The sequence below is a fragment of the Paenibacillus sp. FW101-FHT12H11 genome (assembly GCF_058790355.1).
On the sequence record NZ_JBYTCO010000006.1, the window covers coordinates 405,496 to 428,083 of the forward strand.

General features: G+C 45.2%; 27 protein-coding genes and 1 riboswitch. Of the genes, 20 read left to right on the forward strand and 7 right to left on the reverse strand.

Features of this window, described 5'->3' with window-relative positions:
- Window positions 1-70: 70 nt before the first annotated feature.
- The 4 genes from AC3WTJ_RS21595 to AC3WTJ_RS21610 all read left to right on the forward strand — a co-directional run bounded on the left by AC3WTJ_RS21595 (window position 71) and on the right by AC3WTJ_RS21610 (window position 3,309).
- Entirely contained in the window at window positions 71-1,066 is a 996-nt protein-coding gene (locus tag AC3WTJ_RS21595; RefSeq protein ID WP_492523580.1) for a polysaccharide deacetylase family protein, read from the forward strand.
- Between the two features lie 114 nt (window positions 1,067-1,180).
- Complete coding sequence (gene racE / locus AC3WTJ_RS21600; protein WP_492523581.1) at window positions 1,181-1,990, forward strand: glutamate racemase; 810 nt, start codon at window positions 1,181-1,183, stop codon at window positions 1,988-1,990.
- A gap of 129 nt (window positions 1,991-2,119) precedes the next feature.
- The gene (locus AC3WTJ_RS21605; RefSeq protein WP_157322745.1) at window positions 2,120-3,010 is read left to right on the forward strand and encodes a M14 family metallopeptidase; all 891 of its coding nucleotides are present in this window, start codon (window positions 2,120-2,122) and stop codon (window positions 3,008-3,010) included.
- Window positions 3,011-3,099: 89 nt separating this feature from the next.
- Window positions 3,100-3,309 (forward strand): hypothetical protein, encoded by a 210-nt coding sequence (locus AC3WTJ_RS21610; protein ID WP_127454690.1) that lies wholly within the window; start codon window positions 3,100-3,102, stop codon window positions 3,307-3,309.
- A 287-nt stretch (window positions 3,310-3,596) separates the two neighbouring features.
- Here the strand turns inward: AC3WTJ_RS21610 and AC3WTJ_RS21615 are convergent, their stop codons facing one another.
- Together AC3WTJ_RS21615 and AC3WTJ_RS21620 are read right to left on the reverse strand one after the other, a co-directional pair.
- The gene (locus AC3WTJ_RS21615; protein WP_127454688.1) at window positions 3,597-3,776 is read right to left on the reverse strand and encodes a hypothetical protein; all 180 of its coding nucleotides are present in this window, start codon (window positions 3,774-3,776) and stop codon (window positions 3,597-3,599) included.
- A gap of 197 nt (window positions 3,777-3,973) precedes the next feature.
- Window positions 3,974-6,220: an FAD-dependent oxidoreductase gene (locus AC3WTJ_RS21620; protein WP_492523582.1), complete on the reverse strand. Its 2,247-nt coding sequence runs from the start codon at window positions 6,218-6,220 to the stop codon at window positions 3,974-3,976.
- Between the two features lie 121 nt (window positions 6,221-6,341).
- Between AC3WTJ_RS21620 and AC3WTJ_RS21625 the strand changes: the two genes are divergently transcribed.
- Window positions 6,342-7,124 (forward strand): helix-turn-helix domain-containing protein, encoded by a 783-nt coding sequence (locus AC3WTJ_RS21625; RefSeq protein ID WP_492523583.1) that lies wholly within the window; start codon window positions 6,342-6,344, stop codon window positions 7,122-7,124.
- A 47-nt stretch (window positions 7,125-7,171) separates the two neighbouring features.
- Here the strand turns inward: AC3WTJ_RS21625 and ytvI are convergent, their stop codons facing one another.
- The 3 genes from ytvI to AC3WTJ_RS21640 are packed head-to-tail and all read right to left on the reverse strand — an operon-like array spanning window position 7,172 to window position 9,447.
- Window positions 7,172-8,284: a sporulation integral membrane protein YtvI gene (gene ytvI / locus AC3WTJ_RS21630; RefSeq protein ID WP_492523584.1), complete on the reverse strand. Its 1,113-nt coding sequence runs from the start codon at window positions 8,282-8,284 to the stop codon at window positions 7,172-7,174.
- A gap of 24 nt (window positions 8,285-8,308) precedes the next feature.
- Window positions 8,309-9,055, reverse strand: a complete 747-nt coding sequence (gene map / locus AC3WTJ_RS21635) for a type I methionyl aminopeptidase (protein ID WP_492523585.1) — start codon at window positions 9,053-9,055, stop codon at window positions 8,309-8,311.
- Between the two features lie 32 nt (window positions 9,056-9,087).
- Window positions 9,088-9,447 carry a winged helix-turn-helix transcriptional regulator gene (locus AC3WTJ_RS21640; RefSeq protein ID WP_127454678.1) on the reverse strand — a complete coding sequence of 120 codons (360 nt, stop codon included), beginning with the start codon at window positions 9,445-9,447 and terminating at the stop codon, window positions 9,088-9,090.
- A gap of 249 nt (window positions 9,448-9,696) precedes the next feature.
- Between AC3WTJ_RS21640 and AC3WTJ_RS21645 the strand changes: the two genes are divergently transcribed.
- Both AC3WTJ_RS21645 and AC3WTJ_RS21650 read left to right on the forward strand, forming a co-directional pair.
- A complete protein-coding gene (locus AC3WTJ_RS21645; protein ID WP_127454676.1) occupies window positions 9,697-9,999 on the forward strand; it encodes an iron-sulfur cluster assembly accessory protein in 303 nt (100 codons plus the stop codon).
- The gene (locus AC3WTJ_RS21650) at window positions 9,999-10,220 is read left to right on the forward strand and encodes a YuzB family protein (protein WP_127454674.1); all 222 of its coding nucleotides are present in this window, start codon (window positions 9,999-10,001) and stop codon (window positions 10,218-10,220) included. Before AC3WTJ_RS21645 ends, AC3WTJ_RS21650 begins: the two co-directional genes overlap by 1 nt.
- 45 nt (window positions 10,221-10,265) lie before the next feature.
- Here AC3WTJ_RS21650 and AC3WTJ_RS21655 read toward each other — a convergent pair whose 3' ends face one another.
- Both AC3WTJ_RS21655 and AC3WTJ_RS21660 read right to left on the reverse strand, forming a co-directional pair.
- A complete protein-coding gene (locus AC3WTJ_RS21655) occupies window positions 10,266-10,760 on the reverse strand; it encodes a glutathione peroxidase (RefSeq protein ID WP_492523586.1) in 495 nt (164 codons plus the stop codon).
- Between the two features lie 24 nt (window positions 10,761-10,784).
- Window positions 10,785-11,675 carry a TIGR01777 family oxidoreductase gene (locus AC3WTJ_RS21660; protein WP_492523587.1) on the reverse strand — a complete coding sequence of 297 codons (891 nt, stop codon included), beginning with the start codon at window positions 11,673-11,675 and terminating at the stop codon, window positions 10,785-10,787.
- 133 nt (window positions 11,676-11,808) lie between these two features.
- Here AC3WTJ_RS21660 and AC3WTJ_RS21665 point away from each other — a divergent pair, with 133 nt between their 5' ends.
- The 13 genes from AC3WTJ_RS21665 to AC3WTJ_RS21725 all read left to right on the forward strand — a co-directional run bounded on the left by AC3WTJ_RS21665 (window position 11,809) and on the right by AC3WTJ_RS21725 (window position 22,423).
- A complete protein-coding gene (locus tag AC3WTJ_RS21665; RefSeq protein ID WP_492523588.1) occupies window positions 11,809-12,834 on the forward strand; it encodes a UCP032817 domain-containing protein in 1,026 nt (341 codons plus the stop codon).
- A gap of 126 nt (window positions 12,835-12,960) precedes the next feature.
- Complete coding sequence (locus AC3WTJ_RS21670) at window positions 12,961-13,662, forward strand: FadR/GntR family transcriptional regulator (protein ID WP_492523589.1); 702 nt, start codon at window positions 12,961-12,963, stop codon at window positions 13,660-13,662.
- 56 nt (window positions 13,663-13,718) lie between these two features.
- Complete coding sequence (locus AC3WTJ_RS21675; protein WP_492523590.1) at window positions 13,719-14,951, forward strand: MFS transporter; 1,233 nt, start codon at window positions 13,719-13,721, stop codon at window positions 14,949-14,951.
- A gap of 21 nt (window positions 14,952-14,972) precedes the next feature.
- Complete coding sequence (locus tag AC3WTJ_RS21680) at window positions 14,973-15,761, forward strand: ABC transporter ATP-binding protein (protein ID WP_492523591.1); 789 nt, start codon at window positions 14,973-14,975, stop codon at window positions 15,759-15,761.
- Window positions 15,762-15,895: 134 nt separating this feature from the next.
- Window positions 15,896-16,027 (forward strand): hypothetical protein, encoded by a 132-nt coding sequence (locus AC3WTJ_RS21685; protein ID WP_492523592.1) that lies wholly within the window; start codon window positions 15,896-15,898, stop codon window positions 16,025-16,027.
- A gap of 86 nt (window positions 16,028-16,113) precedes the next feature.
- Window positions 16,114-16,542 carry a MarR family winged helix-turn-helix transcriptional regulator gene (locus AC3WTJ_RS21690; RefSeq protein ID WP_492523593.1) on the forward strand — a complete coding sequence of 143 codons (429 nt, stop codon included), beginning with the start codon at window positions 16,114-16,116 and terminating at the stop codon, window positions 16,540-16,542.
- 232 nt (window positions 16,543-16,774) lie between these two features.
- Entirely contained in the window at window positions 16,775-17,464 is a 690-nt protein-coding gene (locus AC3WTJ_RS21695) for a carboxymuconolactone decarboxylase family protein (RefSeq protein ID WP_492523594.1), read from the forward strand.
- Between the two features lie 188 nt (window positions 17,465-17,652).
- Entirely contained in the window at window positions 17,653-18,879 is a 1,227-nt protein-coding gene (locus AC3WTJ_RS21700) for an MDR family MFS transporter (RefSeq protein WP_492523595.1), read from the forward strand.
- 100 nt (window positions 18,880-18,979) lie between these two features.
- Window positions 18,980-19,072: riboswitch (cyclic di-GMP riboswitch) on the forward strand.
- Window positions 19,073-19,175: 103 nt separating this feature from the next.
- Complete coding sequence (locus AC3WTJ_RS21705; protein ID WP_157322706.1) at window positions 19,176-19,475, forward strand: hypothetical protein; 300 nt, start codon at window positions 19,176-19,178, stop codon at window positions 19,473-19,475.
- A 132-nt stretch (window positions 19,476-19,607) separates the two neighbouring features.
- Window positions 19,608-20,522, forward strand: a complete 915-nt coding sequence (locus tag AC3WTJ_RS21710; protein ID WP_492523596.1) for an exopolyphosphatase — start codon at window positions 19,608-19,610, stop codon at window positions 20,520-20,522.
- A gap of 70 nt (window positions 20,523-20,592) precedes the next feature.
- Complete coding sequence (gene gloA2 / locus AC3WTJ_RS21715; protein WP_492523597.1) at window positions 20,593-20,991, forward strand: SMU1112c/YaeR family gloxylase I-like metalloprotein; 399 nt, start codon at window positions 20,593-20,595, stop codon at window positions 20,989-20,991.
- Window positions 20,992-21,296: 305 nt separating this feature from the next.
- Window positions 21,297-21,536 carry a lysozyme inhibitor LprI family protein gene (locus AC3WTJ_RS21720; protein WP_492523679.1) on the forward strand — a complete coding sequence of 80 codons (240 nt, stop codon included), beginning with the start codon at window positions 21,297-21,299 and terminating at the stop codon, window positions 21,534-21,536.
- A gap of 110 nt (window positions 21,537-21,646) precedes the next feature.
- A complete protein-coding gene (locus AC3WTJ_RS21725; protein ID WP_492523598.1) occupies window positions 21,647-22,423 on the forward strand; it encodes a metallophosphoesterase in 777 nt (258 codons plus the stop codon).
- Window positions 22,424-22,588: the final 165 nt, after the last annotated feature.

Genomic DNA, 22,588 nt, shown 5'->3' on the forward strand with positions numbered 1-22,588 from the left:
AATAGGCAGGTAATTTGTCTGGCGCTGTCGAAAGGAGTACTGAACGTATTCCATCATGCGAGGTGCTACAATGACATCTATTATCAAAAGTGCTGCACTGCTGATCCTTTTAAGCGCAACATTGGTCGGTTGTGCAGACAAAAGCCTGTTCTCTCCTGCTGCCGAAGCTGTAACGGCACCAAGTCCGCAAGCAACCACCAAAGCAGCGGAGCCTACGCCAACTTCAATTCCAACTCCTAAACCAACAGCAAAGCCCATAGCTACTCCCAAACAGACCGTAGTTCCGAGCGCAACGCCGCATCCTACGACTGCCCCTAGCCCTTCAGCATCCGCAAAGCCGGCAACTGACGCCACCAAAACAAAGCCAGTCGCAGGGGATAAGACCCCCTACTCCTGGTATTACATGAAGAAGAAAACCGGGCAGGTTCCTGATTTTCCGAAAGAAACGAAATCATTTACCGCTGACCAGAAAGCCGTTTGGGTTGGGACCGGGAAAAAGGTTTATCTAACGATTGATGCGGGAGGCCCGCTGATTGAAGTGGATTTAATGCTAAAATCCTTGAAGGAAAACGGAGTGAAAGCGAACTTTTTCATCTCAGGGAACAATATCAAGTCAAACCCGGATTATTTGAAAAGAGTCGTGGCAGACGGCCATTTCGTAGCCAATCATACGATGACGCACAAAGATTTCAATGAGCTGAGCGATGACCAAATTCGCAAGGAAATTACGGATTTTGAAGCCTTATATAAGAAGATAACCGGTAAAGAGGTCGAGAAATACTTTCGCTTCCCTTACGGTCACTACAATATGCATAACTTAAGTTTAGTTTCGAGCATGGGGTATACGTCTGTCTTTTGGTCGACGGCTATGCGTGATTGGGAACCGCGGGAGAATGGGGCCGAGGATCCGTACAACGATATCATGAATAATTTGCATGATGGCAATGTTATTTTGATGCATCAGGGATCTTTGGAGAACATGCAGGCGCTCGCGCGCATCTGCAAAGAAATCAAGAAGAAGGGCTACGAATTCGCACTTGTGAACGATTTGCAGCCAAAAAAATAGGTAACAGACCGCCAAGAATCAGTGTTGTAAGCCTAGGTACCTTTCAGCTTGTACGTTCATATTCTATCCATGTAGCCTTTGAAACTCATTAACCGGCAAAGGAAGCGGATAGGTGTGCAGCAAGCGATAGCCGTACTGGACTCCGGAGTCGGAGGATTAACTGTAGTAAAAGAACTCATGAGGCAGCTGCCGCAGGAAAAAGTCATCTATTTCGGTGATACGGCTCGAAGTCCTTATGGACCGCGATCAGCTGTAGAAGTACGTACATTTACACGGCAAATTGTGGATTATTTAATTCAATTTAACCCTAAAATGATTGTGATTGCATGCAATACGGCAACCGCGGTTGCCATAGAAGATATTCGAGAGCGCGTCTCTATTCCAGTGTTGGGGGTTATCTCGCCAGGCGCGCGAGCCGCAATCAAGCACACGCGAACCGGGATTGTCGGTGTGATCGGCACGGAAGGTACGATCAAAAGCAAGGCCTACGAACATGCCTTAAGGTTAATCTCGCCGGGCATACAGGTGTACAGCTTGCCCTGCCCGCTTTTGGCGCCTTTCGTGGAAAAGGGACTTTTTGGAAGAGAGCAAGAGCAGGAAATTGTGGAGCAATCGCTTCAGCCGTTGGTCGACAAGCCCATTGATTGTTTGATATTGGGATGTACCCATTATCCATTTTTGATGGAGCCGATCTCCAGGGTGATGGGGCCGGACGTCATCTTGATTTCATCTGCCGACGAAACGGCAAGAGAAATCAGCACGATTTTGTACCATCGCGATCGGATGGAAACATCGGGGATATTGCCGATTCACCAATTTTTTTGCAGCGGAGAACCTACGTTATTTAAGCGCATAACGGAAAGTTGGCTCAAAGATCAGATAGCCATTACACCTGTCGTTTGGCAGGTACCAACTATTTTCTGAATAGACCCTCAGGGGTCTATTTTTTTGCGGAAAGTGTGCAATAACTTAACTTTGTTACGCCGCATGTTTCTAATGGAGCAGGCATATTCATAACCTACGTAGGAGATCAAAGAGCTGTGAGGTGGTCGTATGTTGGGTTACGGGTATGGAACCTTGTGTGATGAATTGAATCGGCTGGGCAGGATTTATCCTTTCCTGCATGTCGAAGTTATAGGAGAAAGTGTGATGGGAAAAGGCATACCTGCGCTGCGCATCGGCCAGGGGGCCAGAGAGCTACATGTCAACGCAGCAATCCATGCAAATGAATGGATTACGACCCCGCTTGTTATGCAGTTCGTAGAGGATCTCGCTTGTTCCTATGCCAGAGGAACAGCTTGGCAGGGCAGAAACACCAGACGCCTGCTTTCCGAGTACTCCTTATGGGTTGTTCCGATGGTGAATCCTGACGGTGTAGAACTTGTGCTTAATGGCATCGGACCTGATCATCCCTACCAAGCCAATCTGCTGGAATTGAACGGAGATCAGCCTGATTTTAGCAGCTGGAAAGCGAATATAAGGGGCGTAGACCTTAATGACCAGTTCCCTGCCCATTGGGAAGAAGAGGCTGAGCGCAGGGGGCAGTTGGGGCCGGGGCCGCGGGATTATGGCGGCGAGACGCCGCTTTCGGAGCCGGAGACTGCCGCGCTCGCGCGCTTTACAGAATGCCACCCGTTTGAGCTTGTTGTTGCCCTGCACACGCAAGGAAGAGAGATCTATTGGAATTACCGGGGGTATGAACCTCCGGAATCCGAGTCATTTGCCGACCAATTAGCGGTTGTCAGCGGTTATGAGGCCGTGAAATTAACCGATAGCGATGCAGGGTATAAAGATTGGTTTATCCAACAATTCCGCAGGCCTGGATTTACAGTTGAGTTGGGTTACGGTGTTAATCCGCTGCCCGTGGAAGCGTTCGCCGAATTGTATGGAGAGATCGTCCCGATTCTGCTGACTGCGCTCGATTTACAAACCGTTAACCGGTAGACAAGATCAGGAACATAACTTTGTCTCTCAAGAACCGTTCTGTCCAGACTTCATATACTGGAGTAAGTAGACGGTTGGGAGGCGAGGTTATGGCACCACCTAAAGGCAAAGGCAAAGTTGCTAAGAAGAAAATAGTATCTTCCAGAGAGCAGTACACGATGAGAATAGTGGAGTCGTCTACGTGTGCGGTTTGTAAAACACAATGTACAAGAGGACTTCGTTATTTGGAGCATATGGCTCAACCTGGGGCTGTAGGCAGAGGGGTTCCCTGTATTTTAACAAGAAGAAAAATCAATTAACGAAAAAAAGTCCACGCCTAAAGCAAGAGAGGCATGGACTTTTCTTTATTTACTTGTGCCCTTTATTGCTTTTCTGATCCTGCGTTTTCGTCGTTGTATTTTTGCGGGATTGTCCTTGCTGTTTATGATCTGCTGACATGGCCGGTCCTCCTTGAATATCGTTGTTGAGAAGCGCGTGATTATTATAAGCAGTTGGTTGATTTTGATACGGCTCCAAGAGGAAAATAAAAACCCAACGCACGATGGTGATCGTTCGTTGGGCTGTATGCGAAGATGGTAGAGTGCAATTAATGGTTAGGAGGAAGCAGTTTATCTTCGAGGCGTTGTTTTACCTTCTTGATGGCATCTCGCTCTAATTTGTGGTTTAAGTTGAACTTCGCACCCGTTAATGCAAGCGCTTCCTTAACAGTCATTTCTACATAAATAATCTCTTCACCTTGACGAATTTGAATAGAATTTTGTTCCATTTCCATCACTCCTATGTCAACTTTTTGAAGAGGAAACCTTGATTTGTCGCACTTTTAATATAACATATCATGTAAGGTTAAACAAGGGTTATTAAGACCTATTTATAGAAAAAGAATGTCGGAAACGATGTCGGCCACCAAAGAAAAAAGCACGCGAAACGGCAGCATTTGCTAGGCCATTAAGCGTGCTTATGAGACTAACTGTAGCAGCGAATTTCTACGATTTCGGCTCGCTCAGCTCCGTTTGTTGATTCCACTAGCAAGCGTAAGCGGCTGGTTACAACAGTCTCTGGGAATGTATGAGTATGAAGGCGAGTGTGATTATTAAATTCTTCAGCGACAGTTTTCCATTCCCCTCCAACAAAGGCCTGGAGTTTGTAGTCTTTAACCAACTCAGGAATAATCTCGAATGCTGTCCGATGATGATGCAAATTAATTAAATCCTCATGGACATCATCATTCAAAGTCAGTTGTACGCTGTTGATTGGCACGGCATTCGGCCAGCTGACTTCAAGCCACTCCGGCTTACCGGCTTGCAGATGGGCTGAAGACCACATGTTCGGGCCGCCGTATGGCCGTTTAAAGCCATTAGCCGCTTTATTCGGCGAGTAAGCCGAAGTAGGTGAGAGCAGCCGGAAGCAGATCGGCTTGCGGTTGAACTCGCCAGGTGTCCAATCAACGACTGGCTGGTTCGGTGTTGTGTCGCCATAATCTGCGGCATTGCTATTATCTTTATGCTTGAGCCCAAGGACGCCGGACTGCAGCTGGTCGGACTTATGGACCGACAGTGCAGGATTGCTGCGCAGAATAATAAACGCATTTTGAGCGGTATCCGGATGCCAGCTTAAGGGAACATGGATCCACTGCCCAGAACCTTGCGGGACTGCTATTTGAACGGCTGTTACTTGTTTGTGCGGAACGTAGTTCTGCGGCTTCCCTGTGCTCCACAACTCCACGGATAGTTCTGTATCCTCCGAGGCGTCAAGCAGCAGCTCCAAGCCCTCAATATGCGGATCTACAGGCACGAGAAGCGCCACACTATCCGCAAGCGGGAACACCGACGCGGATTTCTCTACCGCCAGCTGGCTCAAGGTGCTGGACGCTGTTAAGGTCGCGCCAAGCACAAGGTCGGCTGCGTCGGCGTTTTTGATCCCGAGCACGGAGGCATCCTGCCGCAGCAGCGTTTGCTGCAGCTCGCTCAGATGGCTGCGGTGCAGCTCGCGAGGGGAAATGCCTTTCGCTGCGCAAAGGGCTGCGCCCGTTCCTGCGGCTTCGCCGATGACGGCACAAGTCGCCATGACGCGTGTCGTGCCGAAAGCGACGTGGGACGCGCTGATATTGCGCCCAGCCATAAGCATATTCGTCGTATTGACCGAATAGAGGGAACGGAACGGTATGTGGTAGCTGCCGTCCACATGCATATGTTTGGAGCCCTTCGCCGTGGCGTACATGCCTTGCGGCGGATGCAGGTCAATCGACCAGCCGCCGAAGGCGACGCGGTCTTCGAACAGTTCCTGTGCGATGACATCGTTTTGATTCAGTACGTAGTCCCCTACGAAACGACGGTATTCCCGTTTGCCCGGAACCGAACCGATCCATTCGAGCGTAAGGTTATCCGCTTCGAATTTACCGGAATTTTTGATATAATCCCAAATCCCGTAAATCACGGAAGACAGTTCATCACGGATTCTTTCGTTATCATGAACCGTATCCAGTTCACCGCCCCACTCAATCCACCAGTAAGCGCAACCATTATCGCCGCTGCGAATAACCCGTTTCATCGGAATTGTGGTCTGCGTAATGTCTTTGGCGAAACTTGGTGGGATGTACTTCACAGGTCGGCCAGCATCTTTGGTATAGAAGAGCAGAGTGCTGCCTAAGGTAATATCATCCGGGACGAGAGGTGCCCATTCTTCATTGAACTCCTCCTGCGCTTCACGGCCAATACGGAATTTTGCGCCTGCCAGAAAACCGACGAGCCCGTCGCCTGTGCAGTCGAGATAGACACGGCTGTCGAAGCGGATACGGCGTTCCGACCCCATCATCCACCCTGTAACGGATCGGATGGTCCGGGAAGTTTCGTCTCCGTCTGCATCAACTTCATGAACATCCGTATTCAAGAAAAGAGTAATATTTTTCTCGGCTTTAACTTTTTCGAGTACAATCAGATCCCATAGATAGGGATTTCCATCGATATTGCGGTATTGATTCTCAACGAACATCTCCCCCATGATACCGGTTTCACGCGCATACCGATGAAGCCCGTGGGAAGTAGCTCCGCAAACCCACACGCGTACTTCACTACTGGAATTACCACCAAGAACAGGGCGATTTTGAACAAGGGAAACGGTTTGACCTAATCTGGCTGCAGCGATCGCGGCACACACGCCGGCTAAACCTCCGCCGACAACGGTGATGTCGGATGTAACGATTTCGTGTTTCATGACCAGCACCTCACTAGTTGATAGAATATCTTTGATTTCATTGTAAAAGATTCTATTCCTATTGAACATACAGTCAGTTACAATGAGCATATACTTTATTTCACTAAAAGAGGGTGCGGGTATGGCTTTTCGTGATGTGGCGGTGAAACTTGTTTCGCATGTTTACTGGCATCGTAAAGATGAGTTTATGTATAACGAGGACACGTATCCTTGCTGGACGTTATTTGCTGTGGAAGAAGGCAGATTTGTTTATGGAATCGGAGAGCACAAAGGGGAAGCGGGATTTGGCGATTTTGTTATTTGCCCGCCCCATGTTGGTTTTCGAAGGAGGACGCTGGAGGCGTTGTCGTTTCATTTTCTGCAGTTTGTTTGGCTGTCGGAACCAAGTTCAGAGGAAGCAACCAGTTGGAGAGGCAAGCTCGTCATTAAGGATATCGAGAGATTAGCCTCGAATTATCATTATTTGAAGGAGCTTCCGGGGTGGGATGAAGAGAGTACATTGCATAAGCAGCACATGCTCAGCGATATGTTTCGATTAATCGCAATTGAACGAGAGCTCAAAGAGGACCATACTACAGAAACAGATAATCTGATGGAAAAGGCACGTAAATATGTAACGGATCATGCGTACGGAAGTTTATCCATGTCGGATTTGGCAGAGAGCCTGGGGCTAACTCCCGTGCAGCTTACGCGAAGGTTCCGCAAAGCTTTCTCGCAAACGCCATCTGAATTTCTGAATGAATTGCGTTTAACCAGAGCGCGCCATTTGCTGGAAGGGTCAACTTTGACGTTAGATGCTATCGCAGGAAAATGCGGTTTTGAAAACGGTTTTTATTTGAGTCGCGTGTTTACACAAAAAATGGGGATGGCTCCATCGGTGTACCGCAGTATGTATCGCGTATAATACGAAAAAAGCTCATCTTTCCAGAAAGGAAGGATGGGCTTTTAAGTTTATGGACCACTTGTAGGAAGATTGCTCTGTGCATATTCGTCCTCAGGCTGGCGTATCCAACGATGGAAATAGCCTTGTGTATACAGAGCTTTGAGCAAAATGATTAAAACAGGCGACAGGATGACTCCCGCAACGCCAAACAATGAAAGCGACACGATCATAAAGGCTAACGTCGTGAAGGCCGATACGCCCAGGGATTCCCCTGTAATTTTGGGTTCCATGATTTGTCTGACAAGGATAACGACAAGCAGCAGCGCGCTTAACCAGATCGCAAGTGTTGTCTGACCCACGATAAACAAATAAATGATCCATGGAATGAACAAAGTGGAGACACCCAGCAGCGGCAAAACATCGAAAATGGCCGAGAGCAGGGAGATAGAGAAAGCATTATTCACGTCGAGCAGAAGCAAAGCGACGAAAACGACGATAAACGTTAGGGAAATCAGCTTAAATTGAGCTTTTACGTATGAGACAATCCCCTTCACGACATTTTCCTTTAGAAAGAAAAATACCGATTTAAACGTTCTTGGTGTTTTCTCACTGGCAAGGCGTTTCCAAGAGTCGATTTCTATGCTGAGGAAGTAGGCCAAAATGATTCCGACAATGAAGTTGAACATGAAGGTGGAAAAGGAAGTCAGCGAGGCTACTAGTCCGGATAAGAAAGAAATAATGAATTTTGAGGCATTACCTGCAAATTGTCCGGCATATTCTTTAATTTTCACAATGACATCAGGGGGCAATGTTTGGAAGCGATTATTTAATTCGCTAATTTTATGTATGATTTGGTCGTTGAAAACGGCTTGATAATCGTCTACTTTATCGACAAGGCTCATGATCTGGCTTGTGAAAATAACGGCGGCGCCCGCCAGCGCGCCTAAGATGATCAGGACGAAGAGGAGCGTCGAGATCGCTGATGCAATCGACTTTCGCATCCCTTTCCGGTTCAGAAACCTAGCAAAAGGCTCGATCATCATGAAAATGATCAGAGCCAGAAAGATAGGTGTCGCGATGCGATACAAATAGCTGAACAACAGCATGAAGAGGTAGACGGTTAGAACAATGAGAGCAATGTCAAAAGCAGTTCTCCAATATTTCTTGTAAAAAGAAATCATGCATGTTCCTCCGGGCTTAAATGTTTATTGTTCCGTCAAAATAACCGGACCTTGGTTCGTAATCGCAATCGTGTGTTCATATTGTGCAGACAGACTGCCGTCGTAAGTTCTTGCTGTCCAACCGTCGCTATCTACTTTGGAATGATATTTGCCGACATTCAGCATCGGTTCAATCGTGAACACCATGCCTTCTTTAATGCGCGGCCCTTTGCCTGCTGGTCCGTAATGTGGAACTTGCGGTTCTTCATGCATTTCGGAGCCGATGCCGTGTCCGATAAAATCTCTGACGACGGAGAAGCCTTGTGATTCCGCATACACTTGAATCGCGTGAGAAACATCGCCGATGCGGTTGCCTGGAATCGCTTGCTCAATGCCTTTGTACAGCGACTCTTTGGTTACTTGAAGCAATTTCTCCGCAATCGGAGAGATGTTCCCAACGGCGTAGGACCAAGCGGAGTCCGCCAACCAGCCATCAATCCGAACAACCATATCGATGGTGACGATATCGCCGTCATTCAAAGCCTCTTTCTTCGGGAACCCGTGGCAAATCACATCGTTAACCGATGCGCAAGTAGCGTAAGGATAACCGTGATAGCCCTTTTGTTCCGGTGTAGCGCCGTGCTTCGCCAACCAGCCCTCGACGAATTGGTCGATTTCCCAGGACGTGATGCCAGGGCGAATCATTTTGGCAATTTCTTTATGACAATCGGCTAGAATGCGTCCAGCTCTGCCCATTTTTTCAATTTGTTCTTTTGTTTTAATGGTAATCACGTAAGTCCAACTCCTCAGCTGTTATTCAATCATTATGTCCATTTTGCGGACCATAGCTTCATCTCTTTTAATATTTGATGCAAATCCTGGCCTTTCGGTGTCAAGGTATACTCAACGGTAACAGGGACAGTGGGATATGCCGTCCGCTCTAAAACACCGTGATCCTCCAGATGACGGAGAATATCGGTTAGAGATTTGGGGCTGATTCCAGTTACTTGACGCTGGAGTTCGCCGAAACGCTTCGTACCGCAAAACAGTTCCCGGAGCACGAGGAAGGCCCATTTGCCACCGATGACTTCAAGTGTACGTTCAATGGAGCATTCAATGACTTTCGGTACTTTAGGAACATAGTTGCTGAGCGGGGCGACTTTTTCATTTTCAAGAGTTGACATTCAGAAACGCGTCCTTTCCATTTTGGAATGTACATAACTATCCATGAAGTAAGTAAGTTACCAGCTTGAATTTAGGATAAAATAGTTCCACTACTATGTATTTTAAAGTTCGTGAAGGCAATTAGCAATAGCAGCCCGATTGGGGCATTTGTAAATCGCTTTTTAAGTCGGATGCTGTCAAAGGTTGATTTCGTGCCTTAGATTCTTTACAATAAGAAATAAAATTATTGTTTCAGGAGATGTGTACATATGAACGTCAAAATTTCTCGTAATGCAGCGAAAGTACTTCAATTGGAGCTTGATAAAGAAGAAAACAAAGGTCTATTGGTTCGAGTACAAGTGACTCATAAACATGGCGACCACGCTCACTATGGCTTGGGTCTTGACGATAAATCTGCAAATGATGTCGTTGTCAGCACAGACAAAGGCATTGATGTTTTGCTGGATGGAAACGAACCATTGCTTGACGGAATCCGTATTGACTACTTCTACACGCCAGAAGAAGGTTTTATGATTACGAACCCAAGCAAGGGGAACAACGGAGATCACTAATGCGCAATGATATTCGCATTTGTGATAAATGCAAACATATGAAAGTGAAATCTGCACTTTCAAAAATTAAAGTCATTGCACCTGATGCTGAAGTCAAAGTTGCCTGCAAATCGTATTGCGGTCCTTGTTCTCGTTTTGCTTTTATATTCATTAATGGCCGCTACGTGACAGGAGCAACAGAAGACGAAGCAATTGAAAAGGCTAAAAAATACGTCAAATAAAAAGAACCGTCCGGGGATCAAAGCCCTGACGGTTTTTTCTATGTTTTAAACATGAGTGGAGGCATTTGCGAGCAGTTGGCGAATTTGGCTTTCAATTTTACGCGGCGTTGTCGTTGGTGAGAATCTTTTAATGACGTTGCCGTTTTGATCCACGAGAAATTTGGTGAAATTCCATTTGATGCTGGAGCCGAGCAAACCGGAAGCCTGCTGCTTCAAGTAGCGGTAAAGTGGATGGGTGTCAGCGCCGTTGACATCAATCTTGGAGAACAAAGGGAAGTTCACGCCAAAATTGATTTGGCACGCCTGCTCAACCTCTGTATCGTTTCCGGGCTCTTGATCTCTGAATTGGTTGCATGGAAAGCCCAGTACGCTAAACCCCTGATCTTTATATGTATCATGAAGCTCCTGCAGTCCCGTAAATTGAGGGGCAAATCCGCACTTGGTTGCGGTATTAACAATGAGCAGCACTTGTCCTTTGTAGTCGGCAAGCGACTTATCTTCACCGCGGATCGTCCGGGCTGAAAATTGATGAACGGTCAAAAGAATCACCTTTTCACAGTTATTTTAGTTGTTCACGATATCCGCCAGCGCTTTGTCAACGGTACGATATGTAAAGCTAAAGCCATGTTGGAGTAGTACATGCGGCAGCACCTTCTGGCCTTCAAGAAGCAGTGTGGATAATTCGCCGAAAGCAAGCTTCATGACAAAAGCAGGGAGAGGAAACAGATTCGGTCTATGAAGTGCTTGGGCTAGCTGCGCCCCGAACTGCTTGTTTGTGACAGGATTTGGCGCTGTCGCATTGACAGGTCCGCTGATTTCTTCGTTTTGTATGCAGAAATCGATCAATCTTACCATGTCTTCAATGTGAATCCAAGACAGCCATTGTTTGCCGCTGCCGATAGGGCCGCCAACGCCAAGTTTATAAGGGAAAGCCATCTTTGGAAATGCGCCCTCTTTCCCGTCGAGCACAAGTCCAACGCGAACTTTGACGATTCGCGGGCCTTTGATTTGATCTGCGGCTTGTTCCCATTTGTCCACGACACTCGATAAGAAATCCATCGTATGGTGCGGGCTGCGCTCATCGAAAGTTGCCGTCTCAGACGTGCCATAAATAGACATACCGGAAGCATTGACGACGACCTTAGGTTTCTTGTCCATACGTTCCAGAAGCTGCGCCACTTGCTGTGCTGCCTTAATGCGGGACTGCAAGATGCGTTGTTTAGCCGCAGCCGTCCAGCGCTGATTAATCGATTCGCCGGCCAAATTTACGATGGCGTCCAGTCCTTCAAGCTTCTCAGGGGCATCTTGCAATTCTGCCCATGTGACCGTGCGCGCACCTTGTACGACGGCCTGGGATGAGCGGGAAATCGTGATCATTTCATGGCCGCGCTGTTGCAGATAGGCGATTAAACGTCTGCCAATAAAGCCGCTTCCACCGGTTACCGCTATTTTCATCGATGAACACCTCCTCCTAGTTATTATATCATTTACAAAATTTGCATGTCATCTAAGCAGGCTGCCGAATGCCAATATCTTCATTGACATGGATTAGGAAGCAAATGGTATATTGGGAAAAGGAGGGATGCCTATGTTTCGTTTTTTATTTGGAAAATCATCTAAACCGCCAAAACGCAGCCGACTTGGTAAAGCTAAGCCCGTTTATCGGGCGTCAGAACTGCCTAATGGTCTGGGACTGCTTGAAGGTATTCCGTTAGATCGTATTGTCACGAAGTTAAACAGTTCAATTCCTGCTGACTATGCGGAAAGAATTCAATATCGGGTAAAAGCCGAACATCCACGTATGACAGAAGATGAATATGCTTGCAAATGGTTTGAATTAAAACGTTATTTTGTCATGAGTCTCGTAATGAAATCAACTCCGATGTTTAGCAGTGAAATCGATGACTTGTGGCACGAAATGTTAATGTTCACAAGGGAATATCAGCGTTTTGGAGAACAGTTTGCAGGCGGTGTTATCCATCACTCTCCCGAACGTGAACCGAAGTTGATGCCTGGAGAACGTGCTTGGTTTGATTGGGTGTATGCTCATTTGTTCGAATTTGCGCCGAGCAGCAAGCGCTGCTGGAACGGATTTTTCCGCAATGCCTTGGATCATGACCGTACAGAACTGCTTCGTGATGGCAATGTGGATGCGATTGCTCGAAGCTTTTTCAATATGGAGCAGGCCGGTCGATATCCCGAGGTTGCACAAACGATTCGTATCTTGGTTGAGCAAGCCATTCTGGAAGCTAACAAGGCTGCCGAAAGCCGCCGTCTCGAGGATACGGGGTGGGATTATTCCACAACTAACCCAAACTCCATGCTCTATCTGGCAGGCGCTATGATGTTCTTCTCCATCCAAAGCCCACAAAGCTATGCCGATGAGATGAATACGAATTTCCCGGAGAATTCCCCGGAATCTCAGCGTGACAAACATAGCGGCTGTTCTTCTTCGGGTTGCGGAAGCTCTGCAGGAAGTTGCGATAACTCTGGAGATCAAGGGGGAGGCAGTTCCTGCTCGTCCAGTTCTTCTTGTTCATCAGACTCCTCAGGTTCCTCAAGCTCCTCATGCTCAAGTTCCTCCTGTTCAAGTTCCAGCTGCGGTTCCAGTTAGAGGTTGAAAACACTTTCCTCGAAAAATTCTGGGAAGTGTTTTTCGTATGCAAGGGCATGCTAAAATTTAGACTGGAAAAATTCATACACCCTATGCTATACTCATGTTCAAACAGGAGATGATCAGATGAATTCTAAAATGTCTTTCCAACCGCTGAATCGCCCAAAGTTGGTAGACGATGTAGTGAATCAACTGCAAAAGAAGATTTCAGAAGGAGAAATAAAACCTGGGGATAAGATTCCTACGGAACCGGAATTAATGCAGCAGTTCGCCGTGGGACGTTCAACGATCCGCGAAGCGGTCCGTGTCCTTGTGCACGCTGGCCTGCTTGAGAAGAAACAGGGCTTCGGTACTTTTCTGAAGGCGCAGTCGGCCATGCAGGAACCGCTGGATCACAGGCTCCGTAGAGCGCAGATTCTGGAGGTTTACGAGGTCAGAAGGATGCTTGAGTTAGAAATCTCCAGATTGGCTGCTGAGCGCCGCGACGAGAACGACCTCGAGCAAATGCGGAGTGCGTTGGATCAACGTTATGAAGCATTGGAGAAAGGTGATACAGACACGTATTTGCGTGAAGATGTGAAATTTCATCTATCCATCGCTGTTGCCAGCAAAAACAGTGTTGTCATCGACCTGTACCGATCTTTCACATCGGCACTTTTGGAGGCATCACAAAAATTGATCGTGACGTTGCAAGATCCTCATCATCTGTTTCATGAGAATATGTACAAAGCGATCAAAGACAAGAATGTCGCGGAAGCGGAGTATTGGACCATGAAAAACCTGGATGAAACGGTCACACAGCTTAAACAGTTTGTAAACCAGGAGTAGCTTGACTCTCCTATGTCTTTAAACATCAGATGATATGATGAAAGGGGTTAGTAACCGTGTCAGATTCAAGTTCAGTACGCAATCATACAGTTTATGCGATTTTATTCTCGATCTCCCTGGTCCACTTATTGAATGACGCCATTCAATCCGTTATACCTGCCGTTTTCCCGATTCTTCATAATTCGCTGCACTTGAGCTTTAGCCAAATCGGTTGGATCGCTTTTACGCTAAACGTAACAGCTTCTTTGTTTCAACCTTTAATCGGTTGGTACACAGATTCAAAGCCGAAGCCGTTTTTGCTGCCAACAGGCGTATTTTTCTCGTTATTAGGCGTGATTTTGCTTGCTGTTGCGTCTTCGTTTGTCCAGGTGCTTGGTGCTGTTGTGCTTGTTGGTCTAGGATCTTCTGTGCTTCATCCCGAAGCATCGCGCGTTGCCTACTTGGCTGCCGGACCTCGCCGAGGCTTGGCGCAGTCGATTTTCCAAACAGGCGGTAATATCGGGCAGGCGCTTGCTCCTATTTTTACAGCGCTGATTTTCGTTCCATTCGGCCAATTCGGCATTATTTGGTTTTCGTTTGTTGCTGCTGCAGCGATTGTTGTTCAGTTTTTCGTGGCCAAATGGTATGGTAAAGCGGGCAGCAGCCGCTCTGCAGCTTCGAGTAAAGCTTCTGTCAGTAAAAAGCCTCTGCCGCGTAAGACAGTTACCTATGCCATTTCGATTTTGATCATGCTCTTGTTTTCCAAGTTTGTTTATGTGGCAAGCATGACGGGTTTTTACGCTTTTTACTTAATCGAACACAATCAACTTTCCGTTGAAAAAGCGCAGCTATTCATTTTCACTTTGCTTGCTGCCGGAGCAGTCGGTACGTTCATGGGCGGCCCGCTGGCGGATCGTTTCGGCAGACGGAACATGATCTGGTTTTCCATTCTGGGAACGGCGCCGTTTTCACTGCTTTTACCATATGCCAACTTATTTTGGGCGGGCGTGTTGTGTGCATGCATTGGATTCATTTTGCTATCCGGCTTCTCCGTCATTGTCGTTTATGCGCAGGAACTTCTGCCAGGCAAAGTCGGCACGGTATCCGGTTTATTCTTTGGCTTGGCTTTCGGACTAGGCGGGATCGGATCAGCTGTGCTTGGTACACTTGCGGATGCAACAAGCATCTCGTTTGTCATTAAAATTTGCGCATTCTTGCCGCTAATCGGACTATTGGCCGCTTTTCTGCCATCGGATAAAAAATTGAATATGACACAAATTGAACTACCACAAAATGTTGTTAAAGCTTAATTGATCACGAGGTGAAACCGAATGCCATCGATTATTGAAATGAATAACGTCTCCTGGTATAGAGATAACAAAACGATTCTGAATGAAGTGAATTGGCAGGTATCCAAAAATGAACATTGGGCCGTACTGGGGCTGAATGGTTCAGGCAAGACGACTATATTGAATATGATCAATGGTTATATCTGGCCGAGCCAAGGACAAATGGCTGTACTCGGGCATCCGTTTGGAACGGTAGATTTAAGAGATTTGCGTAAAATGATTGGTTGGGTAAGCTCATCCCTCCAGGAGAAGTTGTATGCTTCCGATAAAACGCAAAATGTTGTAATAAGCGGTAAACATGCTTCAATCGGGCTATATGAGAAACCGAGTACGGAAGACTTTGAGCAGGCCAAAGCGCATATGCAGCGGCTGAATTGTATGCATTTATACGACCGGACTTATCAATCGTGCTCTCAGGGTGAAAAGCAAAAAATATTAATTGCACGCGCATTAATGGCCTCGCCCAAGCTGCTGATTCTCGATGAAGCAACGAACGGGTTAGACTTCCTTTCTCGGGAAGCTTTGCTTTCCAGCATTCAAGAATTAGCCAAGGAACCGGATGCTCCCACACTAATATTCGTGACTCACCATATTGAAGAAATTTTACCTGTTTTTAATCAAACCTTATTGATTCGTCGCGGCGAGGTATTCGCAAAAGGGCTGTCGCGCCATGTTTTGACGAGCGATGGTTTATCCTCTTTCTTTGAGACGGAGGTTGAAGTGAAATGGCAGCGTGAACGCCCTTGGCTTTCAATTCCTGCCAGTGGTTAGTAGGCCGTGTACGTTCTATAGGCACTTTCTATATGGAAGTGCTTTTTATTTTGTGGCAATTATTGACATTCTGTTTTCGGTATCATACTATATATTTAGATATCTAACTAATTGGCGGGGAAGGAGGTTGCAGAATGAAATCGTGCCCGATTAATCCTCAAAAATCAATTCTGAAGCCGAAGTTTTTTGGCTGTCTCATCTGTTATACGGCCGGTTGGATTTCTTACTGGATTGCGAAGAGAAGAATGTCCAAAGGCCATTATTAAGTATAACAGTTTGGAATATGTTCATCAGAGAGGTGATCGTATATAATGGCAATATAACGCAAACATCTTGTAAAGGGAGAACCAACATGAACGCTACACTACATGGATCAATTGGATTCTGGTTAAAGAAGAATTATCGCAATGCCTGTAACTATTTGGATCAGAGGCTGGAAGAACAAGGTGTCACGAACTCTCAGCTAGGTGTCCTTATGATTCTATGGGAAGAAGAGGGACGCACCCAAAAAGAAATGGTGCACATTTTAGGCATTCAACCGGCTTCCATGACCTTTCTTCTTCGCGGGTTAGAAGAGAGAGGGATGATCAATCGTGTACCAGACAAGTTGGATACCCGTATTAATCGTATTTATTTGACGGATAAGGGCTCCTCCATTAAAGAGGCTTGTTTAGCTATTGTCGAAGAGGGAGAGAAGATAATTCGCCAAGGATTTTCCGATCAGGAAATCGCCTTGATGCTGCATTGGATGAAACGTGTTGACAGTAATTTTCATGGGTGAGCGGACTGGCAAAAGGGGTTATATGGCAGTCTTTTTTTGGATATATAGTTAGATATCTAATTTATTTTAAAATTCGTTGATTTGATAATTGGAACCATTATAACGGATTTCAGGCTTATTTTATAGATAAAAATGAAATTTTAACATTAAAAGTCGAAATATTTAATTGTTTACAGTTAAAAATAAGTTAGATATCATAATATTCAAATCAAAGAAATGGTGGAAATTGGAAATGGATTATAAAAATTCTAATTCACTGTACGAACGCAGCAATTTGAGAAGAGTAGCGGAACTGCAAGAAATTGTGCCACAAGGATCCAAAGCATTTTTTAAGTTTATGGGTGAGGCTTTTGGAGAAAGCGCCATTACGTCGAGAACGAAAGAATTGATTGCTGTCGCTGTCACGCATGTTACGGGATGTCCTTACTGTATTGATGTTCACACGGGCAAATTCAAAAAGTTGGAAGGTTCTATAGAAGAGGTAGTGGAAGCAATTCTTGTGGCAGGGGCTGTGAACGCCGAAACGGTGTTATTTCATAGCGTGAACGCATGGAATACCATGCATGATCTCGTTTCTAACGAGCTGTATGCAACGAGCAACGCGAGCAAGCTACCGCAGGTTAAGGAAACACGTCCGGAGACATTTGCGGCTTTCGAACAATTCCAGTCTAAAGCCATGGCGGATGGCGCTATCGATGCCAAAACGAAACAGTTGATCGCTGTTGTCATCGCACATGTGAATGGGTGTGCTTATAGTATTGACAACCATACGCGAAAATTCAAGGAGTTAGGCGGGACAGCGGAGGAACTGATGGAAGGACTGCTGGTTGGCGGTGTTGCAAATGCAGGCTACGTCCTGACTCATGGAATTAACGCCCTCAATGCCTTTGATTATCATTCGGGTACAGTAGCCCAGAATTAGAAGTTAACTTCAAATTCTAGGCCTCAAAACATGGTTAAAACTGGGCCCCCGCTCGACTTCGGGGAGTCCTTTTTTTATTCGACAAAAAAATATAATTAAGGACACGAACTACCGTTTTTCGTGTATAATGAGTTCTTGATCTCATTTCTTAACCTTTGGTAAATTAGCAGCGAGAGGAGTTCTGACAGATGAATCGATTACGTAGTTTTCTTGGCTCGTATCATCCGATTGTACATACGTTGATTTTAGGAACGGTCATGGCCAGAGCGGCGTCTTCCATGAGTCTGCCTTTTCTGGCGATTTACTTGGCTAAACATACGTCAATGAGTGCGGTAATGATCGGGGTCGTTATTGGAATGGGAGCTTTGGCAGGAACAGTCGGAGGTTTTATCGGCGGCAATTTATCGGACCGATTTGGCCGACGCATCATCATGCTTGCTGCACTTTTTGGATGGGCGGTTGTGTTTGTAGGTTTTAGTATCGTGAAATTACCGGTACTGTTCATGATGCTGAACATGTTGAACGGCTTGTGCCGATCCTTCTACGAACCGGTTTCGCAAGCCTTGATGGCGGATTTAACCGAACCGGCAAAGCGACTCAGTGTGTTTTCAATGAGATACATGGCCATCAATGTTGGTGTTGCTGTTGGACCTTTATTAGGTGCTTTTTTTGCAACGATGGATGGAGCATTGCCGTTTCTACTCACTGGAATCGTATATTTTATCTATGCGGTTACCCTCTACGTTCTCCTTATCGTTTTTGGCATTAAGCAAATAGAAGGGGAGAAAAAACAACCTGTTACGTTTGTCTCCGCATTGCGGGTCATTCAACGTGATGTCACGTTTCGCTATTATATTCTTGGCGGAATTATAGGGGCTATCGGCTACTCGCAAGTCATGGTGACACTATCGCAATATTTGGAGCAGAATTTCACTGAAGGTGTGAAAATGTTTGCAGTCCTCATGAGTGTCAATGCCATTGTGGTTATTGCGATGCAAATACCGCTTACGCGTATTTCTGATAAATACTCGCCGCTTGTAGCGATTATTTTTGGCAATTTGATGTTTGCTTTAGGCGATATCGGTTTTGCATTCTCGCATTCGTTAGTACCCATGATTATTTCCATGGCGATTTTTACACTAGGCGAAATATTAAATTACCCCGCGGCCAACATGCTGATTGATAAACTGGCGCCGGAGCATATGCGCGGTACTTATTTTGGAGCACAAACGTTAACCAATATAGGTCATTTTATGGGACCATGGGTTGGCGGCTTTCTGCTCGTAGCGTACGGGGGCACTGCACTTTATCTGGTTATCGCTTTTGTAACCCTTGCGGGATCTCTCTTTTACTGGAAGGGCGCCAATAATCTACAAGCACTGCCCAAAAATAGGTCGAAAAAAGAAGTTTTTTGATAGATATTGCAAAAATAGTTCTTGCGAACTATACGATTTCAAAACAACATCCCTTATTCTTGAGAGTGTAGTTATTTCTTGTACAAGAATTCACAACACATCTCGACAATGGCAAAACTGACGAAAGTCAGTGACGCAAAGCTAAAGGGGCTACCTTGTTCATAAACGAACTCGTTGCCAGCCAGCTGCCGAACGATTGGGTATTCAACTTAGATCCCCTCCGATCGGTACACTATGGTGGGGTTTTTCTCTGTCATAACTTTCATAAACTATGGATAAAAGGAGGACCAAGCAGCATGCAGTCTGATTTACATGAAGAGCAAAAAGTAACATCACTTTGCGGCAATCATGTTGCCCGTTTGGTGCCATCCTCGGATGGACCGAAGCTAATGATTAATTTAGAAGAGTACGCACTTAATGAGACGTGTTGGGATGTTGAAATGTTTCAGGGGAGAAGCAACAGCATTTTAATTTTCTACTGGAAAGGCGAAGTTAAGCTTTCTGTGAAAATGCCTCCGATGCCACAAATTGAAGCATTTATGACTAGACTCTACCAAATTTTGACGTCCAAATTAAGAACGGTTCAGCCCATCTAGGCGAACTGTTCTTTTTTTTATCCCAAAAGCTCTAATGACAAAATGATTGTCACAAATCGACAGGTGCTGATATAATGATACACATATTCATACATAGTTCTTAAGTACTAACTTCGTAGGGGGATTTGCGCTATGCGATTAATTACGCGTTCGGATTTTGACGGTTTAGTATGCGCAATGCTTTTCAAAAAGCTAAACATGGTCGATGAAATGAAATTCGTTCATCCCAAAGATATGCAGGATGGTCTGATCGAGGTTACCGAGAACGATATTTTGGCGAATGTGCCTTATGTTCCAGGTTGCGGATTATGGTTTGACCATCATTCCAGTGAACTTGAGCGGATGGGTGAGAAGGTAGCTTTCAAAGGGGAAACCCGTATCGCACCAAGCGCAGCACGCGTCGTTTATGATTATTATGGTGGGCAAGAAACATTTGGTGATATTGACGATATTATGCAAGGCGTAGATAAAGCGGATGCGGCACAATTCAGTAAAGAAGATATTTTGAATCCAACGGGTTGGGATTTATTATCGTTCATCATGGATGCCCGTACGGGTTTAGGACGTTACCGGGACTATCGAATTAGCAATTATCAGCTAATGGAAGAGCTTGTGGATCACTGCGCGGTGATGACGGTCGATCAAATTATGGAGCTTCCTGACGTTAAGGAGCGGGTAGAACGGTATTATGAATTGGATGCCCTATACCGTGAAATGCTTGCAAAACATACGTATACAGAAGGAAATGTGATTATTACGGATCTTCGGGACGTGGAAACCATCTATCCTGGCAACCGTTTCATGGTTTACGCTCTTTATCCGGAGCAAAATGTATCCATTTGGATCGTGGACGGACGTAACAAACAAAATTGTGTATTTGCCTGCGGACACAGCATTGTGAATCGCACCTCCCAAACGGACATCGGGACTTTGATGCTCCAAAATGGCGGAGGCGGTCACCACGCAGCAGGTACGTGTCAGGTAGAATATGCGCAAGCCGAGAATATTTTGAAGAAAATTGTTGAAACGATGAGAGCAGACGGATAAAATAAGAAACGAGCCGCAGGATGGGGAATTCCCGGATTGCGGTTTATTTACGGAGTGGGGAGGCGTGTTAGTGAAAATCGATCGCATGCATCATGTGGCCATTATTAGCTCGAATTACGAACAGTCGAAGCATTTCTATGTTGATTTATTAGGAATGACGATCGTAAATGAGTTGTACCGGGCAGAACGTGATTCCTACAAACTGGATTTGCGCATAGGAGAAACAGAGCAGCAGATTGAATTGTTTTCGTTCCCTAATCCTCCTTTAAGAGTGGATAGACCGGAAGCGCGAGGACTTCGGCACTTGGCTTTTGTCGTTGGAAATATGGACGAAAGCGTCAAAGAACTAGAGAGCAAGGGAATTGCGGTTGAACCGGTACGGATTGATCCCATTACAGGTGATCGGTATACGTTTTTTGCGGACCCAGATGGACTCCCGTTAGAGCTGGTGGAACATGCCGAACGATGATTTATCAAACAATGAACAAAAAGCAAAATTAGGCTTTGCTATAGGATGCATGTGGAGTTTTCTGCTGTCTATTCCGCTTTGGGCCATAATCATTTGGCTTTTGATGAAAAAATAAATCCCTCAAACGCTCGACTGAACAGGGTCGGATTAGCGGTTGGGGGATTTTTTTGTTGGTTCACGCGATAAAACATTGGGTAAATAAACGAAATATAAGGTAACTCGTCTAATAAGTTATCAGAGATAACCCCATAGATAAGGATTATGTAAAAGAAAATAATGAATTTCAAAATTCAATGAACTTTAATATGTCCAATTGGGTTGAGTTAGAAGCGAAATATACCCGGATCTGGGATCAAGAATTAAACAACATTTATGAAAAACTTCTAACCAAGTTAAATGCAGAGGACAAAGAATCCTTAATCAAAGCACAAAGAGGCTGGGTACAGTATCAAACAAATGAAATAGAGTTTTCAGAACACTTCATTAACTTGTCAGACGAGAAAGGACCTTTGTTAGGTACTCAGGATTATGTAGAACAAAATTGAACTCTTGTACTCATGTGGCATTAATGTATTAACCCTATAATAAAACTTAGTATATAAACCTTATTGATTTCAGCAGCTATTAGGTCCCATTTTTGGTGAGGAGGATGCGCTTGGAAGGAATTTTATTAAACGGCCTTTATGTATTCTTAGTTCTATTTATTTGCTACATAATCTTTATCTTGCCGACACAATGGCTAAAAATTGAGCGGATAAGATATCCTCTTAATCTAAATGTGAGAATCCTGCAAATTAGTGACATGCATGTTGAAAGATTAAGAATACGTCCAGCCAGAATAGCCGCTATTATTCATGATGAAAAACCGGATTATATATTTATTACAGGTGATTTCACCAAATACCGAAAAATGCTTCCTAGACTTGAAGAGTACCTAAGAGCAATCGCGATTTGTAACGTACCTATTTATTGCGTTCTTGGAAACCATGATTATCAGCAGAAAAATGTCAAAGATCTTATCAAGCTTTTAAGAAAATATGGGCTTAAATTGTTAAGGAATGAGTCGCTCCATTTAGAACAATTTGAACTAATTGGCATTGATGATTTCGATTCTGATAAAAGTGATATTAAGGCTGCTTTTCGAGCTGTTGATGATCGCAGAACGAAACTCATTATTACCCATGATCCTAACATCGTGCTACACTTGAATAAAGAATTCGATTATTTAATGGCTGGACATCTCCACGGTAAACAGTTTAATATTCCATATTTCTTTCATATCAAAAACGCAGGTAAGCTGCCTAGAATGGGCATTTATAAAGGCTTACATAAACAGCAATATGGGGCTTATTACATATCTAAAGGTATTGGGCAAACTGGCGTCAATGCGAGATTGTTTGTTAGAAGCGAAGTAACCATGCATTATTTGTAAAAAGATAGAGGTAGCTGAGATGTAAGGGTCTCAGCTACCTCTGTTTCATTCAGCGCTCTTATTTGCCCATTTCGCGGCCTAATTGACTCCAAAGTATGCGAATAGCAGCGCTGGTGTCCGTTAGAATTCTGAATCGGCGATTTCAGGCCGAATAAAGGCTCCTGT

Coding starts and splice junctions, on each gene's coding strand:
- AC3WTJ_RS21650 (WP_127454674.1), top strand. CDS start 9,999: ATGCGCAATGATATTCGCATTTGTGATAAATGCAAACATATGAAAGTG.
- AC3WTJ_RS21680 (WP_492523591.1), top strand. CDS start 14,973: ATGCCATCGATTATTGAAATGAATAACGTCTCCTGGTATAGAGATAAC.
- AC3WTJ_RS21640 (WP_127454678.1), bottom strand. CDS start 9,447: ATGTCAACTCTTGAAAATGAAAAAGTCGCCCCGCTCAGCAACTATGTT.
- AC3WTJ_RS21645 (WP_127454676.1), top strand. CDS start 9,697: ATGAACGTCAAAATTTCTCGTAATGCAGCGAAAGTACTTCAATTGGAG.
- AC3WTJ_RS21695 (WP_492523594.1), top strand. CDS start 16,775: ATGGATTATAAAAATTCTAATTCACTGTACGAACGCAGCAATTTGAGA.
- AC3WTJ_RS21670 (WP_492523589.1), top strand. CDS start 12,961: ATGAATTCTAAAATGTCTTTCCAACCGCTGAATCGCCCAAAGTTGGTA.
- AC3WTJ_RS21620 (WP_492523582.1), bottom strand. CDS start 6,220: ATGAAACACGAAATCGTTACATCCGACATCACCGTTGTCGGCGGAGGT.
- AC3WTJ_RS21615 (WP_127454688.1), bottom strand. CDS start 3,776: ATGGAACAAAATTCTATTCAAATTCGTCAAGGTGAAGAGATTATTTAT.
- AC3WTJ_RS21690 (WP_492523593.1), top strand. CDS start 16,114: ATGAACGCTACACTACATGGATCAATTGGATTCTGGTTAAAGAAGAAT.
- ytvI (WP_492523584.1), bottom strand. CDS start 8,284: ATGATTTCTTTTTACAAGAAATATTGGAGAACTGCTTTTGACATTGCT.
- AC3WTJ_RS21720 (WP_492523679.1), top strand. CDS start 21,297: ATGTCCAATTGGGTTGAGTTAGAAGCGAAATATACCCGGATCTGGGAT.
- AC3WTJ_RS21660 (WP_492523587.1), bottom strand. CDS start 11,675: ATGAAAATAGCGGTAACCGGTGGAAGCGGCTTTATTGGCAGACGTTTA.
- AC3WTJ_RS21685 (WP_492523592.1), top strand. CDS start 15,896: ATGAAATCGTGCCCGATTAATCCTCAAAAATCAATTCTGAAGCCGAAG.
- AC3WTJ_RS21705 (WP_157322706.1), top strand. CDS start 19,176: ATGCAGTCTGATTTACATGAAGAGCAAAAAGTAACATCACTTTGCGGC.
- AC3WTJ_RS21665 (WP_492523588.1), top strand. CDS start 11,809: ATGTTTCGTTTTTTATTTGGAAAATCATCTAAACCGCCAAAACGCAGC.
- AC3WTJ_RS21700 (WP_492523595.1), top strand. CDS start 17,653: ATGAATCGATTACGTAGTTTTCTTGGCTCGTATCATCCGATTGTACAT.
- AC3WTJ_RS21625 (WP_492523583.1), top strand. CDS start 6,342: ATGGCTTTTCGTGATGTGGCGGTGAAACTTGTTTCGCATGTTTACTGG.
- AC3WTJ_RS21610 (WP_127454690.1), top strand. CDS start 3,100: ATGGCACCACCTAAAGGCAAAGGCAAAGTTGCTAAGAAGAAAATAGTA.
- AC3WTJ_RS21605 (WP_157322745.1), top strand. CDS start 2,120: ATGTTGGGTTACGGGTATGGAACCTTGTGTGATGAATTGAATCGGCTG.
- AC3WTJ_RS21710 (WP_492523596.1), top strand. CDS start 19,608: ATGCGATTAATTACGCGTTCGGATTTTGACGGTTTAGTATGCGCAATG.
- AC3WTJ_RS21595 (WP_492523580.1), top strand. CDS start 71: ATGACATCTATTATCAAAAGTGCTGCACTGCTGATCCTTTTAAGCGCA.